This is a genomic window from Streptomyces sp. NPDC013157 (assembly GCF_042899865.1).
In the GTDB taxonomy this organism is placed as follows: domain Bacteria; phylum Actinomycetota; class Actinomycetes; order Streptomycetales; family Streptomycetaceae; genus Streptomyces.
In genome coordinates this window covers 38,655-56,610 of record NZ_JBIBAK010000010.1, presented here as the reverse complement: position 1 = coordinate 56,610, position 17,956 = coordinate 38,655, and the positions used below count along the sequence as shown (strand labels likewise).

Sequence of the window (17,956 nt, the reverse complement as noted above, 5' to 3'; positions counted from 1 at the left end):
CCCGCACGGTATTGGTCAGGCACTTTTGGGGGCAGAGCTGACCAATCAAGATCACTTACCATCGGGGCGTGGGCGCGTTGTCAGTGGCAGGTGCGAGGATGCGTTTGACAGCAGAACTGGCCGACGTGCTCGTGGTGGTGGGGGGAATTCCGCGCCCGCGCAGAAGGGACCGCTGACGGCGATGCAGATCCGGCTGACCGTCGTAGACCCGCTGGGCCCTGCCGCGCAGCGGGGCCGGGCCCTGAGCCGCGACGTGCTGGTGACGGCGCCCTCGGGCACGGACCTGGCCGCGGTGGCGTCGGGGCTGGCCTCGGCGGTCACCGGGGACGGCAGCCTGGGCGGCCGTGAGCCGAGCGGCGCCCCGGTCGTGCTGTACGCCGGGACGGAGCGGCTGGACGCCCGCCGCCGCATCCTGGGCGAGCCCCCGCTGGTCGACGGCGCCGTGCTGTCCCTGGGCGCGCCCGCGGCCCCCGAGCCGCACCCCGAGCTGGACGACGCCCCGACCCAGCTGCACGTGATCGCCGGCCCGGACGCGGGCGGGGTCCACCTCCTGCACGGCGGCCAGATCACCATCGGCCGCTCCGCCGACGCCGACGTCCCGCTCGACGACCCGGACGTCTCCCGGCTGCACTGCGCGGTCACGGTCGCCGCCGACGGCCGGGTCTCGGTCGCCGACCTGCACTCCACCAACGGCACGGCCCTGGACGGCACCCGCGTCACCGACCGCCCGGTCCGCCTCACCCCGGGCTCGCTCCTGCGCATCGGGGAATCGGCCCTGCGGCTTACGCCGTCCGGGGGGCCGGGGGCCCGGGTCGGCACGGCACCCGACGGAGAGGGGTGCGTGCGGGTGCTGACGGGCGGCGAGGGAGCCGACGGCGACGGTTCCGCCGCCGTCGGGGGCGGTACGGCCGCGCCGGCCGACCGCACCCACCACGCCTACGGCACGGCGGGCTGGGGAGCCGCGGGCGGGGCCGCCGGGAGCCACGAGCACGGCTCGATGGAGCCACCGGTCGTACCGGCACAGGGGGACGCACCGAGGATCGAGAGCCGGGGCGGGCAGCCGGCGGCCGGCCGTGGCGACGGACCGCCGTGGACCGGGCGGGCAGGCGGATCCCCCACCGGGGACGGCGGGCACGCGGGCGGGTTGGCGTCGTCGGCAGGGCAGCGGACCGAACCGCCGTCGGCCGAGCGCGGGTACGACGGTGACCGGCACGGCTACCCGTCGACCGGGAATCGCGGCACACTGCCGGGCCCGCGCGGCGCTTCCGCCGCCGCGCACGGTTCGGGCGCCGCATACGGCCCCGACGCGGCGCAGGGCCCCGGCACCGGCCCCGGGTCCGCCGTCAAGCACAGTTCAGGCGACACCCACGCCGGCCGCTCCGGAGTGCTCGGCGATCGCCCGGCCCCCTCCGGAAGTGCCGGAGACGTAGGAAGCGGCCGGAGTTCCACCGGCGCGGCAAGCACCGCCCCCGGCCCGGCCCCCGCCGACGGCGGCACCCTCGCCCACGACCCGGCCGACGCCCCTGCCCCCTCCGGCAGGCGCAAAGGCACCCCCCTCCGCGGTACCGAAGCCCCCGCCCTGCCCGGCGCCCGCAGGCGCGGCGGGCTCGGGGCCTGGGCACGGCGGCTGGCCGGCGGGCGCGGTGAGCCTCCGTCGGCCGCCGACGACGAGACCGCGGCGGAGGACGGCGGTGCCGGGTCCGCCGATGTGCCCGCCCAGCCGGAGACCTGGCCCGACCCCGCCGCCGTGCTGCTGACCGCGCTCGGCCCCGGCCCCCGCCTCTGGGAGCGCGCCCCCGGCCACCCCGAGGCACTCACGGTCCGGCTCGGCACGGCCGACCGCCCGACGCCCGACGGCTCGGGCCTGCTCCCCGCCGTCCCGGTCACCGCCGATCTGCGTGAGGCCGGTGCCCTCGGCCTGGCCGGTCCACGCACCCGCCTGGCCGGCCTCGCCCGCGCGGTCCTGGCCCAGCTCGCCGCACTGCACTCGCCCGACCTGCTGGAGATCGTCCTGATCAGCGCGGACCGGGCCCGCCCCCTGGAGGAGCGCACGGCCGAGTGGTCGTGGCTCGGCTGGCTCCCGCACGTCCGCCCGGGGCACGGCCAGGACTGCCGCCTGCTGCTGGCCTACGACCGCGAACAGGCGGCCGCGCGCGTGGAGGAACTGCTGCGGCGGACGGAGGAGCTGTCGGCCCCCCGCAGACCGGCCACCCCGTCCGACCGCCCCGCACCGGTCCCCGCCCCGGCCCGTACGGCAGCGGACGCCGCGGCCCCCGAAGCCGCCAAGGGCCCCTCCTGGGCCCGTCACGACCCGGGCGCCGACGGCGACGGCAAGGACGGCTTCCCGGGCCCGTACACGGTCGTCGTCGTGGACGGCGATCCCGGTGGCTCCGCGCTGCGCGACGCGGTGGCGCGGCTGACCGTGGCCGGACCGCGGGCCGGAGTGCACGTCATCTGCCTCGCGGAGACGGCCCCCACCTCGCCCACCTCCCCGGTCGACCAGACCTACGAGCAGGCGTGCGCGGTGACGCCGACGTTCCGGGAGTGCGGGGCGGTGGCCCTGCTGAGCGGCGACGTGGCGACGGCGCTGCACCTCATGCGGGTCTCCGCCGGCGTCCGCACCGGCCACGCCGGTTCCGCCGGCCCGGTCGGCCCCGGCACCCTGGCCGCGGTGGACGCGGTCTCCCCCGCCTGGGCCGAGCGGTTCGCGAGGGCGCTGGCCCCGCTGCGTCCCGACGGCCCCGGCGCCGACCGGCGCACGCGCATGGCCGCCCCGCTCCCCCAGTCCGCCCGGCTGCTGGACGAGCTGGGGCTGGCGAGGGCCACCCCGGCCTCGCTGATGGCCCGTTGGGCGGACGCGGCCGACGACACCGAGTCGCTGGGCGGCCGGGCCCGGGCGGTGCTCGGCGCCGGACCGCGCGGCCCGCTCACCGCCGACCTGGTGGCCGAGGGACCGCATCTGCTGATCGAGGGCCCGCCCGGCAGCGGTCGTACGGAGCTGCTGCGGGCGGTGGTCGCCTCGCTGGCCGCCGCCGAGCGCCCCGACCGGCTCGGGATCGTCCTCATCGACGGCCGCGACGGCGTCGGCACGGGCGCCGGGCACGGCGAGGGACTGCGGGTCTGTACGGACATACCTCATGTCACGACCCACCTGACCGCCAACGACCCTGTGCGGATGCGGGAGTTGGCGCAGTCGCTGAGTGCGGAGCTGAAGCGCCGGGCCGAGCTGCTGGGCCGTTCCGACTTCACCGACTGGCACGCGCAGCGGGAGATCTCCGGCCGTATCGTCCCGCAGCGCGCCCGCCCCGCCGCGGGCGCCGCCGACATAGAGGCCCCCCCGAGTTCGACGCTCCGCCTGCGCCCGGCGGCCGGTGCCGCGGCCCGCGGGCGGACGGAGGCACCGCCGCCCCCGCTTCCCCGGCTCGTGGTCGTGGTCGACGATCTGGACGCCCTGGTCTCCCCCGCGCTCGGTTCACCGGGCCGCCCGGCCGCCGGTTCCGTGATGCGGGCGCTGGAGGCGGTGGCGAAGGAGGGCGAGCGGCTCGGCGTCCACCTGGTCGCGGCGGCCGGCGCCGGCGGCCGCACGGCGGAGACGGAACCGGCCCGGCAGGCCACCCTGCGCATCGCCCTGGACACCCCGGCCGGCGGCCCCGACGAACCGGCGCCGGGCCGCGGCCGTCTGACCACCCCGGACGGCCGCACCACGGCGTTCCAGACGGGCCGTGTCACGGGCCGTATCCCGCGCACGGCGACCCAGCGACCCACGGTGGTCGCCCTCGACTGGCACCGTATGGGCGACCCCCCGGCCCGCCGCCCGATCCGCGAACTGGGCAACGGCCCCACCGACCTGGCCCTGCTGGCGAGCGCGGTGGAGAGGGCGGCGAAGGAGGTCTCGGCGGCGGAGGTTCCTTCACTTTTGTGATCAGGGGGCGCTGTCAGCTCGTCCGGGGGTGCCCCCTCTGGGGGAGTCCGAGGACGAGGCCGTCCAGGCCGAAGCGGGGGCCCGGGGGCGGCAGCCCCCGGTGACGCCCGCACCGACACCGGCCACCGATCACAACGCGATCACGATCCCCGCCGCTGACCTGTCGGCCTACTTGCCGCGTACGCGGCCCCCGCGTACACCGGAGCGCACGGGACACAGTTCTGACGTTCAACGAGGAACGACGAACGGGGAAGTGATGCGCGTCATGAGCAACACCATCCGGACACACAGGGCCCTCGCCACACTCGCCGCCCTGCTAGCGGGATCCCTCGCACTCACCGCGTGCGGAAGCAGCGACAAGAAGTCCGACGGCGACACCAGCACCGGCGCCACCGGGACCAGCACCCTCAGCCTCCCCAAGCTCGACGGCACCACGCTCGAAGTGGCCGCCGTGTGGACGGGGCAGGAGCAGAAGAACTTCAAGCAGGTGCTCGCGGAGTTCGAGAAGCGCACCGGCGCGAAGGTCACCTTCGTGCCCGCCCAGGACCCGATCATCAACTTCCTGGGGTCGAAGATCGCGGGCGGTCAGCCGCCGGACATCGCGCTGCTGCCGCAGCCCGGCGCGATCAAGCAGGCCGTGCAGAAGGGCTGGGCGAAGCCGCTGAGCGCCGACACGATCACGGAAGTGCAGAAGAACTACTCGCAGGGCTGGCAGGACATCGGCAAGGTCGGCGGGAAGCAGTACGGCGTCTACTACAAGGCCGCCAACAAGTCGCTGATCTGGTACAACGCGAAGGTCTTCGAGAACGCGGGCGCCAAGGAGCCCAAGACCTGGCAGGACCTGCTGACGACGGCGCAGGCGGTGTACGACTCGGGCGTCACCCCGTTCTCGGTCGGCGGCGCCGACGGCTGGACGCTGACCGACTGGTTCGAGAACGTCTACCTCTCCCAGGCGGGCCCGGAGAAGTACGACCAGCTCGCCCAGCACAAGATCAAGTGGACCGACCCGTCGGTGAAGCAGGCGCTGACCACCCTGGCCCAGGTCTGGGGCAAGAAGGGGTACGTCGCGGGCAACGCGTCGGGCGCACTGCAGACGGAGTTCCCGGCCTCGGTGACCCAGACCTTCACCGGCGGCGACCAGCCGAAGGCGGCCATGGTGTACGAGGGCGACTTCGTGCAGGTCAACATCGGTGAGACCAAGGCGAAGGTGGGCACGGACGCCAAGGTGTTCCCGTTCCCGGCGGTCGGCTCCACCGCCCCCGTGGTCTCCGGCGGTGACGCGGCGGTCGTCTTCAAGGACTCCAAGGGCGCCCAGGCGCTGGCGAAGTTCCTGGCCTCCCCGGACGCGGCGACGATCCAGGCGAAGCTCGGCGGCTACCTCTCGCCGAACAAGAGCGTGCCGAACTCGGCCTACCCGAACGAGGTGCAGCGCACGATCGCCAAGTCCCTGATCGCGTCCGGTGACGACTTCCGCTTCGACATGTCCGACCAGGCCCCGCAGGCGTTCGGCGGCACCCCGGGCAAGGGCGAGTGGAAGGACCTCCAGGACTTCCTGCAGAACCCCACGGACGTCGCGGGCACCCAGGCGAAGCTGGAGAAGGACGCGGCGGCCGCCTACGGCAGCGGAAGCTGACCCGGCGATGGCCACACCCTCGACCACGGCCCCCGCTCCACCGGGCCGCCGCAGGAGCGTGACCGGCACCCGCAGGAGCGTGGCGGTTCTCTTCCTCCTCCCCGCCCTGGTGCTGCTCGGCGCGCTCGTGGTCTACCCGATCGGGTACTCGCTGATCCGCAGCTTCTACAACGCGAACGGGGACGGTTTCGCCGGCTTCGACAACTACAAGGCGATCTTCACGGACGACAGCATCCGCACCGCCGTGAAGAACAACGTCATCTGGGTGGTGTTCGCGCCGACGGTCTCCACGGCCCTCGGCCTGATCTTCGCGGTGCTGACCGAACGGGTGCGCTGGGGCACGGCGTTCAAGCTGGTCGTCTTCATGCCGATGGCGATCTCGATGCTGGCCGCAGGGATCATCTTCCGCCTCGTCTACGACCAGGATCCGAACAAAGGGGTCGCCAACGCGGTCTGGGTCGGCATCCACGACACCTTCGCCCAGTCCTCCGCGTTCCCGAACGCCCACCCGGGCCGCGAGTCGCCCCTCAGACCGGACCAGGGCGGCTTCATCACCACGGCCACCGTCCACACCGGCCAGACCGTCACCCTCCCGCTCGTCGGCGTCGCCCCCGACCAGATGCCCGACGGCGCCAGGAAGGCCGTGGCGGCCAAGTCCGACCCGGGGAAGATCACCGGCACCACCTGGCAGGACTTCACCCGCGGCAAGGGCGTCGGCAAGCTGGGCGCCCCCGACCCGTCCGAGCTCGGCTACGACGGGATGCGTATCGAGGCGGTGAAGAACGGCGAGGTGGTGGCGTCCACCAAGGCCGCGGCCGACGGCACCTTCACCCTGCCCGCCGCCGCGGACGGCGCCCAACTGCGGCTGCCGGCAAGCAACTTCAAACAGCCCTACAACGGCGTCGACTGGCTCGGCCCGACCCTCGTCACGCCGGCCGTCATCGGGTCGTACGTCTGGATGTGGGCCGGCTTCGCGATGGTGCTGATCGCGGCCGGGCTGGCCGGGGTGCCCCGGGAACTCCTGGAGGCGGCGCGGGTCGACGGGGCGTCCGAGTGGCAGGTGTTCCGCAAGGTCACCGTGCCGCTCCTCGCACCGGTCCTCGCGGTGGTCACCGTCACCCTGATGATCAACGTGCTGAAGGTCTTCGACCTCGTGTACATCATCGCGCCGGGCTCCTCGCAGGACGACGCGAACGTGCTCGCCCTGGAGCTGTACCGGAAGGGCTTCTCGGAGGGTCAGCCGGGCATCGCGAGCGCGATCGCGGTGTTCCTGCTGCTTCTCGTCATCCCGGTGATGTGGTTCAACGTGCGTCGGCTGCGGCGGGAGGAGCGGCGATGAGCTGGCTGCTGGAGAAGATCAACGGCGGTCTGGTGCGCGTCTTCCTGATCGTCGTCGCGCTGTTCTGGCTGGTGCCCACCATCGGGCTGCTCGCGTCCTCCCTCAGGTCCCCGGAGGACATGAGCGCGAACGGCTGGTGGCACGTGTTCGCCAAGCCGTCCCAGCTGACGTTCGACAGCTACCAGAAGCTCCTGGAGAACGGCGACATCACCAACTCCCTCTGGAACACGGTCCTGATCACCGTCCCGGCGACGGTCCTGGTCGTGATCATCGGGGCGCTGGCCGGTTACGCGTTCGCGTGGATGGAGTTCCCGGGCCGGGACTGGTGGTTCCTGGTCGTGGTCAGTCTCCTGGTCGTGCCCGTCCAGGTGGCGCTGATCCCGATCGCCGAACTCTTCGGCAGGATCGGCCTGTTCGGGACGATCTTCGGGGTGATCCTCTTCCATGTCGGCTTCGGGCTGCCGTTCGCGGTGTTCCTGCTGCGGAACTTCTTCGCGGAGATCCCGCGCGAACTGCTGGAGGCGGCCCGCCTCGACGGCGCCGGCGAACTGCGGCTGTTCACCCGGGTGGTGATGCCGCTCGGCGGGCCGGCGATCGCGAGCCTCGGCATCTTCCAGTTCCTGTGGGTGTGGAACGACATGCTGGTCGCGCTGGTGTTCACCAAGTCGGGCACCCAGCCGATCACGGTCGCGCTCCAGACCCAGGTACGCCAGTTCGGCAACAACGTCGACGTGCTCGCGCCCGGCGCCTTCATCTCGATGGTGATCCCGCTGGCCGTGTTCTTCGCGTTCCAGCGGCAGTTCGTGACGGGGGTGATGGCGGGCGCGGTCAAATAACCCCGCAGGAGGCATCGAAAGAGGGCGGGCCGGCCATCGGCTCGCCCTCCGCCGTTCACGTACGGTCACTCACATGACGTAACGAACCGTAACCGAATCACTCCATTGGCCGTTCCCGGGCAGAACGCCCGCGCCGACCGACCCATGGATGTGCCTTGCCCAGGTTCAGTGTCATCGTCCCCGCGTACCAGGTCCAGGCGTATCTGGCCGAGTGCCTGGACTCGGTGCTCTCGCAGTCGTACCCCGATCTCGAACTGATCGCCGTGGACGACTGCTCGCCGGACGCCTGCGGCACGCTCATCGACGAGTACGCGGCCCGGGACGCGCGCGTGAAGGCCCTGCACCTGCCGGAGAACCAGGGCCTGGGCGGCGCCCGGAACGCGGGGATGGCGCAGGCGTGCGGCGACTACCTGCTCTTCCTCGACGGCGACGACACCCTCACGCCGGACGCGCTGCGGGCGATCGCCGACCGGATCAAGGAGACCGGCGATCCGGACGTGCTCGTCCACGACTACGCGCGGACGTTCTGGACGGGCCGGGCGGAGCGCAACAAGGTCGCGCTGCACCTGACCGAACAGGGGCCGGCGCCTTTCCGGCTCGACGACCGGCCCGGTCTGCTGCGCGTGCTCATGGTGGCCTGGAACAAGGCGTACCGGCGGGAGTTCGTCGAGGAGAACGGCTTCGCCTTCCCGCCCGGCTTCTACGAGGACACGCCCTGGACCTACCCGGTCCTGATGGCCGCCGAGTCGATCGCGACCCTCGACCGGGTCTGCGTGCACTACCGGCAGCGGCGGCGGGGCAGCATCCTCGGCACCACCAGCCGCCGGCACTTCGACATCTTCGAACAGTACGACCGGGTCTTCGCGTTCCTCGCGGAGCGGCCCGAACTGGCGCACTGGCGGCCGGTGCTGTTCCGCCGCATGGCCGACCACTTCACCACGGTGTTCACCAGCCGGGACCGGCTTCCGAAGGGCACCCGCGGGGAGTTCCTGCGCACGGCCCGCGCCCACTACCGGCGCCATCACGCGCGGGGCTCGAACGTCCCGCTCCGCACCCGCCTGCGCCACGCCCTCGTCCACTACGGCCTGCACCGCACCTACCGCGCCCTCCAGTCGGCGATGTCCGTCCGCCGCCGCGCCGTCAAGGCCGGCGTGAAGTCCGTCCGCGGTCTGCGCTCGGCCCTGCTCCAACTGCACTACCGCATCCAGCTGCGCCTCCCGCTGCGCGCCGACCGCGCGGTCTTCGCCGCCTACTGGAACCGCGGCCACGGCTGCAACCCGGGCGCGCTGGAGGAGGCGTTCCGCACCCACGCCCCGCACATCCGCACCGCCTGGATCGCCCGCCCGGAACACCAGCACACGATCCCGCCGGGTCCGCGCCGGCTGCGGCCGGGCACCTTCGGCTACTGGACGGCGCTGGCCCGCTCCAAGTACCTGGTCAACAACGTCAACTTCGACCGGCGGCTGCGCAAGCGCCCCGGCCAGGTGTTCGTGCAGACCCAGCACGGCACCCCGCTCAAGCACATGGGCCTGGACCTCCAGGAACACCCGGCGGCCGCCGCCGGCATGGACTTCGAGGAGCTCCTGCGGGGCGTCGACAAGTGGGACTACGTCCTGTCCGCCAACCGCCACACCACCCTGACCTGGGAGCGCGTCTACCCCGGCGGCTACCGGACCCTCGAGTACGGCTACCCGCGCAACGACGTCTTCCAGCAGGCCACCTCGGCCGACGTCACCCGGATCCGGGAGTCGCTCGGCGTCCCCGAGGGCTCGGTCGCCCTGCTGTACGCCCCCACCCACCGCGACTACCGGCGCACCCAGCGCCCCGCCCTCGACCTGGACCGGATCGTGCGCCGCCTCGGCCCGCGCTTCGTGATCCTGGCCCGCGCCCACTACTGGCACGGCGGCCCGCTCGCGTCCGGGGACCGGGTGATCGACGTCAGCGACCACCCCAGCGTGGAGTCCCTCTGCCTGGCCGCGGACGCGCTGGTCACCGACTACTCCTCGCTGATGTTCGACTACGCCAACCTGGACCGGCCGATCGTCGTGCACACCGAGGACTGGGACGCCTACCACGCGGCCCGCGGCACCTACTTCGACCTGCGCTCCAGCCCGCCGGGCGCGGTCGCCCGCACCGAGGACGAGCTGATCGACATCTTCGCCACCGGCCACTGGTGCGGCTCCCGCTCCGCCCAGCTGCGCGCCGCGTTCCGCGAGCGGTTCTGCCGGTACGACGACGGACGCGCCGCCGAGCGGGTCGTACGGCATGTGGTGCTCGGCGAGACGGCCGGGCTGCCGGAGGTCGTCCCGCTGGCGCAGCGGCACCCCGTGCCCTCGGCGGCCTCGGGGCTCACCCACTCCCCGTTGGCCACCGTTCCGCAACCTTCCGGACATCTGCCCGTCACCGAGAGCCGCTGAACGCCGTTTGCCTTGCAGGGAGTTCTCTCATGCCCCCCAACACCTCGCGGCCCACTCCGTCCCGGCCGTCCACCTGGCGGCCGACGGGAAGGCCGGGCCGCATGCACACCTGAGAAAGAGCAGCATGCCCCGCTTCAGCATCATCGTCCCGTCCCACGGGGTCGCCGGCCGGCTGTCCCAGGCGCTGGACTCGGTCCTCGCCCAGTCCTTCGGCGACCTGGAGCTGATCCCGGTCTGCGACGGGCCCGACGCCCCGGCCGCCTCGGTCGTCGCCCCCTACGCCGAGCGGGACTCCCGGGTGGCCCCGGTGCACTCACCGCCGGCCGCCGGGCTGAGCGGGGCCCGGAACACCGGGATGCGGGCGGCGCACGGCACGTACCTGCTCTTCCTCGACGGCGACGACGTCCTGGTCCCGGGCGCGCTGGCCCTGCTCGACGCCCGGCTCGCCGAGACCGGTGACGTGGACGTCCTGTATGCCGAGCACGAACGGACACCCTGGTGGGAGGGGGAGCCGACCAACCCGGCGGCGCCCCTGCTGGCAGGTCTCCCGAGCGGCGCGTTCACCCCGGACCGGGCCCCGCGGCTGACCGGCGTGGCCCTGCCGGCCTGGAGCGCGGTCTACCGCCGGTCCTTCCTCACCGAGCGGCACCTGCGCTTTCCGGACGGGCACTTCACGGACCTCGGCTGGGGCGGCCTGACCAGCGTCGCCGCCGAGCGGATCGCGGTGCTGCGCTCGGTGGTCGTACGGCACCGGCTGCGCCGGCAGGGCAGCCGGCTGAACCTGCCGGGACCGCACCAGCGGGAACTCCTCGACCAGGTGGAGCTGGTGCTGGAGCGGGCCGCCGCGCTGCCGGGCGACCGGGCGCGGGCGCTGTTCGAGCAGGTCTTCGCGGTGGTGCTGAAGACGGCCGCGCAGCCGGAGCGGATGCCGGCCGGGCACCGGGCGTTCTTCCGGCGGGCGGCCCGGCTGCACCGCACGCACCGCCCGGACGGGTTCCGGATGCCGGGCGGGAGCGTGGGTGTCCAGCACCGGCTCCTCGCGGCGGGCGCGTACACGGCGTTCCGCGTGCTCCGCGGCGCCAACCGGATCGCGGCCGGCGCCGCCGGGCGGCTGCCCCGCCCGCACATGCCGTTCACCCGGCTGCGGTACGCCCTCGACCTGCGCCGCCCGCTGGACGCGAACCTCGCCGTGTACTGCGCCTACTGGGGGCGCGGCTACGTGTGCAACCCGGCCGCGATCCACGCCGTCGCCCGCGTACTCGCCCCGCACATCCGCTCGGTGTTCCTGGTCGAGGCCGGCCAGGAACACGGCGTGCCGGACGACGTCGAGTCCGTGGTGATCGGCAGCCGCCGGTACTGGGAGGTACTGGCCCGCGCCAAGTACCTGGTCAACAACGCGAACTTCGCCGAGGGGGTCGTCAAGCGGCCCGGCAGCGTCCACCTCCAGACACAGCACGGCACCCCGCTGAAGAAGATGGGCGTCGACCAGTCGACGTACCCGGTGGTCGCCGCGCAGACCGGCAGCTTCACCAGGCTCCTCGGCCGCGTCGACCGCTGGGACTTCAACCTCTCCTCCAACCGCCACTCCACCCAGACCTGGGAACGCGCCTTCCCCGGCTCGTACCGGACCCTGGAGTACGGCTATCCGCGCAACGACGTCTACTACACGGCGTCCGCCCACGACGTGGTCCGGGCCCGCCGCAGACTGGGGGTCCCCGACGGCAGGACGGCCGTGCTGTACGCGCCCACCCACCGCGACCACCACACCGGCTTCGAGTCCGGCCTCGACCTGGAGGCGTTCTGCGAGGCGGCCGGCGAGGACGTCGTCGTGCTCCTGCGCGCGCACTACTTCTACGACCGGGGCCGTCGGGCGGGCACCGGCCGGGTCATCGACGTCACCGCGCACCGCTCCGCCGAGGACGTGTGCCTGGCCGCGGACGCGCTGATCACCGACTACTCCTCCATCATGTTCGACTACGCCAACCTGGACCGGCCGATCGTCGTCTACGCCGACGACTGGGAGGTCTACCGGCAGACCCGGGGCGTCTGCTTCGACCTGATGGCCGAGCCGCCGGGGCCGGTCGCCCACACCCCCGAGGAGCTGGCCCGGATCTTCCGCGAGGGCTCCTACCGGGGCCCGGAGTCCCGGCGGCTGCGGGCCGGCTTCCGGGCGCGGTTCTGCCAGTTCGACGACGGCCTGGCCGCCGAACGGGTCGTACGGCGGGTCTTCCTCGGCCGGCCACCGGAGGAGATCCCGACGGTGATCCCGCTCGCCGAACGCCTGCCCGCCCCGGCCGCGACCCTCGTCAGGAGCTGACCGTGCCCCGACTCAGTGTGATCATCCCCTGTTACCTGGTGCAGGGATTCCTCCGCGAGTGCCTCGACTCGGTCCTGGAACAGTCCTTCCACGACATCGAGGTGATCGCCGTCGACGACCGCTCCCCGGACGGCTGCGGCGCGATCCTCGACGAGTACGCGGCCCGCGACCCGCGCGTGAAGGTCCTGCACCTGCCGGAGAACGTCGGGCTCGGCCGCGCCCGCAACGCCGGGCTCCCGCACGCCACCGGTGACTTCCTCCTCTTCCTCGACAGCGACGACACCCTCACCCCGGGCGCGCTGGGCGCGGTCGCCGACCGGCTCGCGGAGACCGGCGACCCGGACGTGCTGGTCTTCGACTACGCCCGCACCTACTGGTGGGGCGGGACCCGGCGCAACGCCCTCGCGGAGGTGCTGGGTTCCACCGACGGCGTCTTCACCGCAGCCGAACGCCCCGAGATCCTCGACCTGTTGATGGTGGTGTGGAACAAGGCCTACCGGCGTGACTTCGTCGAGGAGAACGGCTTCGCCTTCCCGCCGGGCTACTACGAGGACACCCCCTGGACCTTCCCGGTCATGCTCAGCGCGGCCCGGATCGCCACCCTCGACCGGATCTGCCTCGGCTACCGCCAGCGCCGGCAGGGCAACATCCTCTCCACCACCAGCCGCAAGCACTTCGACGTCCACGAGCAGTACAAGCGGGTCTTCGCCTTCGTCGACGCCCGCCCGGAACTGGCCGGCTGGCGGCCCTACCTGCACCGGAAGATGGGCGAGCACTGCCTGGACATCCTCGCCAAACCGGACCGGCTGCCGCCCGCGGCCCGGGGCGAGTTCTTCCGGCGGACGGCCGAGCTGTACCGGGCGTTCCGGCCGGAGGGGGCCGACCTCGGTGTGCTGGGCGGGTCGTACGCGTCGTACCGGCTGCGGGAGCAGGCCGGGCGGGCCGGACGGGCGGGCGGCCGGCAGGCGCTGCGGGTGCGGCGGGCGGCGGGAACCCGGGCCCGGCGCGCGCTGACCGGGCTCCGCGGCCTGCGCCCGCCGGACGAGAACCTGGTCCTGTACTCCGCGGCCTCGCACCAGGGGCTGCGGGGCGACCCGGCGGCCGTGTACCGGGCGGCCCGGGAGATCGCCCCGCGGCTGCGCGGCGTCTGGGTGGTACGGGACGCGGAGGTCGCGGCGGAGCTGCCGGCCGGCGTGGAGCACGTGCTGCTGGACTCCCCGGAGTACCTGCGGCTGACCGCCCGCGCGAAGTTCTTCGTCAACGACGTCAACTGGCCCGGCGCGCTGGTGAAACGGCCCGGCAGCGTGCACGTCCACACCCACCGGGGCACCCCGCTCAAGTACCTGGGCGCCGACCTGCTGGGCAAGCCCGGCGCCCGGCTCGGTTTCGACGTGCCGCAGATGCTGCGCCGGGCCGACCGCTGGGACCACAGCCTGGTCGCCAACCGCCACTCGGAGCTGGTGTGGGAGCGGGCCTACCCCTGCCACTTCGCGTCGGCCCGCACCGGCAGCCCGCGCAACGACGTCCTGGTCAACGGCGGCCCCACCGACTTCCGGGCCCGGCACGGCATTCCGGCCGACCACACCGTGGTGCTCTACGCGCCGACCCGCCGCGACTACGTCCGGGGCGGGCACGTCGACCGGATCGACCTGACCCGCTTCGCCGCCGACCTCGGGGAGGGCCACACGCTGGTGGTCCGGCTGCACCCGGGCCTCGCGACCGGTCCGGCGCGCGGGATGGGGCTGGCCGAGCTGCACCGGCGCGGAATCGTGGTCGACGCCACCAGCGAACCGCATGCCGAGGAGGTCATGCTGGCCTCGGACGCCCTCGTCACCGACTACTCCTCGATCATGTTCGACTACGCCAGTCTCGACCGGCCGATCGTCGTGCACGCCGACGACTGGGCCGTGTTCACGGCGAGCCGCGGCGCCTATCTCGACATCACCGCCGAGGCCCCGGGCCATGTCTCCCACTCCTACCGGGAGTTGGCCTGGCTGTTCGCCTCGGGCGGCTGGCGGGACGAGGAGTCGGCACGGCTGCGGGCCGACTTCCGGTCCCGGTTCTGCGAGTTCGACGACGGCAGGGCCGCCGAGCGGGTCGTACGGACACTGCTGCTCGGCGAGTCGATGCCGGAGCCGCCGGCCCGGGTGCCCGGCCCGGCCGGCGCGCGTGACCTGCTGGCGTCGCCGTGAGACCGCGCACCTGGGTGCTGGTGCTGGCCGCCGTCTTCGCGGTGCTGCAACTCGCCGATGTGACCGGCCGGGACACGCCGGACTCCAAGAACTACGTGTCGTACGCGCTGACCCTGGCCGGGGCGGGCAAGCGGGAGGCGGCGGCCGAGACGGTGGACTGGGTATGCGCCGGCAAGGCGTCGGCGGCGGAGCGCGCGCAGCGCGTGGACGTGCTGCGCTTCCACGCGCCCAGTCCGGCGGGCCGGGTGTTCGCGGAGTGCCGGGCCGGTGAACTGCAGCGGGTGGAGCGGCGGTTGCGGGCGGGGGGCGCGCAGACGGACGGGCACGTCGTGCCGTTCGTGGCCCCTCGGCTGCGGCGGATCTTCGAGGTGCGGCCGGGGTATCCGGTCTTCCTGGTCCCGTTCGTCACCGTGTTCGGGGTGACATGGGGCGTGTGGCTGGCGAGTGTGCTGGTCGCGGGCGCGGGCGGGGTGCTGGTGTTCCTGGTGCTGCGGACGGTGTCGGTACCGGTGCCGCTCGCGCTGACCGGGCAGACCCTGTACTACGTCCTGCCGGTCGGCACGACCGCGATGCGGCCGATGACGGAGGGCCTGATGCTGGCCCTGACGCTGACGGCGCTGTGGGGCTGCGCGCTGGTCCTGACCGGGCGGGCGGCGACGGCGCGGGCGGCGACCGCGCGGATGGGGACGACGCGGACGGGGACGGCGTTGGCCGCAGGCGCGCTGCTCGCACTGTTCGCCGTGAAGCACTCGCAGGCCCTCTTTCTCGGTGCGTGCCTGGCCGGGGCCGCGGCGGTGGTCGCGTGGTGGCGGCGCCGCCGGCACGGGGGGAACCCCGGGCGCGGGCGGAGTCCCGGGCGCGGGGTGGCCGCGATCGCGGTGGTGGGGTGCGGGGCGGTGGCCGGCACCCTGCTCCTCGCCCGGCTGCTGCGCTACCCCTCCGAGGCGGAGAGCGTGCAGGACCTGCTGACCGGCCACTACACCCACCCGGACCGGGCCCACCCGTGGCGGGAGTTCCTCCACCTGGAGTTCGACTTCTGGGTGGAGTGGCTCCGGCGGCAACTGACGGCGCCGCTGTTCCCGGCCGCGCTGGCGGCCGGGGCGTGGGGAGCACGGCGGCGGCCCGCCTTCGGGGTCTTCCTGCTGGCGGCCGCCGCGACCGGGATCCTCACCCAGGCCGGCCACCCCGACATCACCGTCTTCGGCGACCGGCTGATCGTGCTGGCGTGGCTGCTGCCGGTGGTGGGCGTCCCGCTGCTCCTCGAACCGCTGGCGCACCGGTCGGTCCCGGTTCCCGTGCAGGGGGCGGTCAAGGCGGTCGGCGTCACTCGATGAGGTGACGGACGGCAACGCGGTCGGGGCGGACGGGAACACTTGGCAAATGGTCCGTCCCGTCCGTTTCCTCCGGTGAGCACCGGCGCCCTGCTCCGGCGCGCCACACGTGGCTCCACCGCCCTGCGCGGCGGCCGCGTCCGCAGACTCACCCCGTACCAGGTCTTCGGCCTGCTGTTCTGGCTGCTGATGACCCTGGCGTACTGGCGGGTGCCGCCGTGCTGCGAGGCCGGACTGCACGCGGCGGCGGTGGCACGGCTGCGGGCGGGCCTGACGGGCACCGCCGCCTCCCCGTACGTACTCGCCCAGGGCGCGCTCGCACGGCTGACCGGACTGACGGGGTGGCAGCTGCTGCGGGCGTGCGGCCCGCTGAACCTGCTGGTGCTGCTGACGGGACTCGGCCGCCTGGTCCGCGTTCTCACCCCGCGCCCGTGGGCGCCGGTGCTGGCGCTGGCCTTCCTGTCCGTGCTGTGGGGCACACGGCCGGCGTGGGGCGGGGGTTCGCTGGCCCTGCTGCCGCTGACCGGCAGCCTCGGCTATCCGTCCGCGTTCGCCCTCGGCCTGACCCTCTGGGCCTGGGCCCTGACCGGCGCCCGCGCCCGCGATCTGCGCCGGGTGCGCTACGTCGGCCCGAGCGGCCTGCGCAGCCTGTCCGGCTACGCGGCGCTCGGCCTGCTGTACGGGACGGTGGCGCTGATCGACCCGGTGACCGGGGCGGGCGCGGCGGCCGGGGCGGTGGCGTTCGTGGCGGGGTGGCAGCGGGGGTGGCGGTGCGCGCTGTGGGGGCGGTGGGCGCTGGTGTGCACGGTGGCGGGGGCAGCGCTCGTCTTCGGGACGCACGCGCGCGTGCTGCCGCCGTCGCCGTACGGGGCGTACGCCGGTCCGGGTGGATGGGCAGGCCAGTGCTGGCTGGCCCTGCTCGGGCTGCCGGCACTGTGGCTGCGGGCACGGCGGGCGGGCGGGGCGGCGGTGCGCGGTGCGGTGCGGCCTGCGGCCTGGTGTGATCCGCTCGTGCTGTTGTTCGCCCTGGAGTGCCTGGTGCTGGTGTGCGGGCGGCTCGTCGGGCTGCTCGGGCTCGTTCTGCTGGCGCCGCAGTGTGCGCTCGCCGTGGAGCTGACGGCGGAGCGGCCCTGGTGCAGGTGGCGGCGGCTGCTGGGGTGGGCCGCGGCCGGCGGGGTCTGCCTGGGCTTTCTGGCCGCGCAGGCCGGGGCGGTCGTACCGCGCTCGGTGGACCCGGTCGGCTTCGTCCAGCCGCCCCGCTGGCCGTCGTACGACTGGGCGGCCCGGCACATCGGCCCGGGGGAACCGGTGGTCACGGACGCCTACTACGCCCTCCGGCTGCTCCCCGGGTACGGCATCGACCTGACCGACGGGCACGACCACCGCCCCCGGGTGCGCTGGCTGCTGCTGACACGGCAGGAGCGGCTGCCCGCGGAGGCGGTGGTGGTGGACTGGAGCCGGCGAACCGGGGAGGTGCTGGCGCGGCTCACCCGGACGGGGGACGCGTCCCCCGTACCGCTGGTCGCTCGACCGGTTACTCGATGACGAGCTCGACCGGGATGTTGCCCTTGGTGGCCTTGGAGTAGGGGCAGTACTCGTGGGCCTGGTGGACCAGCTTCTCGCCGGTCTCGTTGGCGAGCGCCTCGGGAAGCTCGACGCGCAGGGTGACCTTGAGCGCGAAGCCGCCGTCGGACTCGTCCTTGCCGATGCCGACCTCGGCGGTCACGGAGATCTCGCCGGTGTCGACCTTGGCCTGGCGGCCGATGGCGCCGAGGGCGCTGGCGAAACAGGCGGCGTAACCGGCGGCGAAGAGCTGCTCGGGGTTGGTGCCCTGGCCGTTGCCACCCAGCGCGGGCGGGAACGCCAGCGTGAGGTCCAGCTGGCCGTCCGAGCTGACCGCCCGTCCTTCCCGGCCGGTGGCGGTGGCGGCTGCGGTGTAGATGGCGTCCATGGAAGACCATCCCTCTCG

10 protein-coding genes are annotated in these 17,956 nt (G+C 73.8%); 9 read left to right on the top strand and 1 reads right to left on the bottom strand.

Annotation, left to right across the window (positions count from 1 at the left end; translation table 11 throughout):
* Nucleotides 1-181: 181 nt before the first annotated feature.
* From ACFY6U_RS27740 to ACFY6U_RS27700, 9 genes are all read left to right on the top strand, one after another.
* Nucleotides 182-3,922, top strand: coding sequence for an FHA domain-containing protein (locus ACFY6U_RS27740; RefSeq protein ID WP_390042501.1), 3,741 nt, complete (start codon nucleotides 182-184; stop codon nucleotides 3,920-3,922).
* Between the two features lie 256 nt (nucleotides 3,923-4,178).
* Nucleotides 4,179-5,555 carry an ABC transporter substrate-binding protein gene (locus tag ACFY6U_RS27735; RefSeq protein ID WP_390042499.1) on the top strand — a complete coding sequence of 459 codons (1,377 nt, stop codon included), beginning with the start codon at nucleotides 4,179-4,181 and terminating at the stop codon, nucleotides 5,553-5,555.
* Nucleotides 5,556-5,562: 7 nt separating this feature from the next.
* The gene (locus tag ACFY6U_RS27730) at nucleotides 5,563-6,894 is read left to right on the top strand and encodes a carbohydrate ABC transporter permease (RefSeq protein WP_390042497.1); all 1,332 of its coding nucleotides are present in this window, start codon (nucleotides 5,563-5,565) and stop codon (nucleotides 6,892-6,894) included.
* Nucleotides 6,891-7,730 (top strand): carbohydrate ABC transporter permease, encoded by an 840-nt coding sequence (locus tag ACFY6U_RS27725; protein ID WP_390042495.1) that lies wholly within the window; start codon nucleotides 6,891-6,893, stop codon nucleotides 7,728-7,730. The genes ACFY6U_RS27730 and ACFY6U_RS27725 overlap by 4 nt, the downstream gene beginning before the upstream one ends.
* A gap of 155 nt (nucleotides 7,731-7,885) precedes the next feature.
* Nucleotides 7,886-10,147 carry a CDP-glycerol glycerophosphotransferase family protein gene (locus ACFY6U_RS27720; RefSeq protein ID WP_390042493.1) on the top strand — a complete coding sequence of 754 codons (2,262 nt, stop codon included), beginning with the start codon at nucleotides 7,886-7,888 and terminating at the stop codon, nucleotides 10,145-10,147.
* A 124-nt stretch (nucleotides 10,148-10,271) separates the two neighbouring features.
* A complete protein-coding gene (locus tag ACFY6U_RS27715) occupies nucleotides 10,272-12,464 on the top strand; it encodes a CDP-glycerol glycerophosphotransferase family protein (RefSeq protein ID WP_390042491.1) in 2,193 nt (730 codons plus the stop codon).
* A 2-nt stretch (nucleotides 12,465-12,466) separates the two neighbouring features.
* Nucleotides 12,467-14,656 (top strand): CDP-glycerol glycerophosphotransferase family protein, encoded by a 2,190-nt coding sequence (locus ACFY6U_RS27710; protein WP_390042489.1) that lies wholly within the window; start codon nucleotides 12,467-12,469, stop codon nucleotides 14,654-14,656.
* Nucleotides 14,653-15,990, top strand: a complete 1,338-nt coding sequence (locus tag ACFY6U_RS27705; protein WP_390042487.1) for a hypothetical protein — start codon at nucleotides 14,653-14,655, stop codon at nucleotides 15,988-15,990. The genes ACFY6U_RS27710 and ACFY6U_RS27705 overlap by 4 nt, the downstream gene beginning before the upstream one ends.
* A 72-nt stretch (nucleotides 15,991-16,062) precedes the next feature.
* Nucleotides 16,063-17,532 carry a hypothetical protein gene (locus ACFY6U_RS27700; RefSeq protein WP_390042485.1) on the top strand — a complete coding sequence of 490 codons (1,470 nt, stop codon included), beginning with the start codon at nucleotides 16,063-16,065 and terminating at the stop codon, nucleotides 17,530-17,532.
* Here the strand turns inward: ACFY6U_RS27700 and ACFY6U_RS27695 are convergent.
* A complete protein-coding gene (locus ACFY6U_RS27695; protein ID WP_351499603.1) occupies nucleotides 17,522-17,938 on the bottom strand; it encodes an organic hydroperoxide resistance protein in 417 nt (138 codons plus the stop codon). The two genes, ACFY6U_RS27700 and ACFY6U_RS27695, sit on opposite strands and share 11 nt — an antisense overlap.
* Between the last annotated feature and the right edge of the window lie 18 nt (nucleotides 17,939-17,956).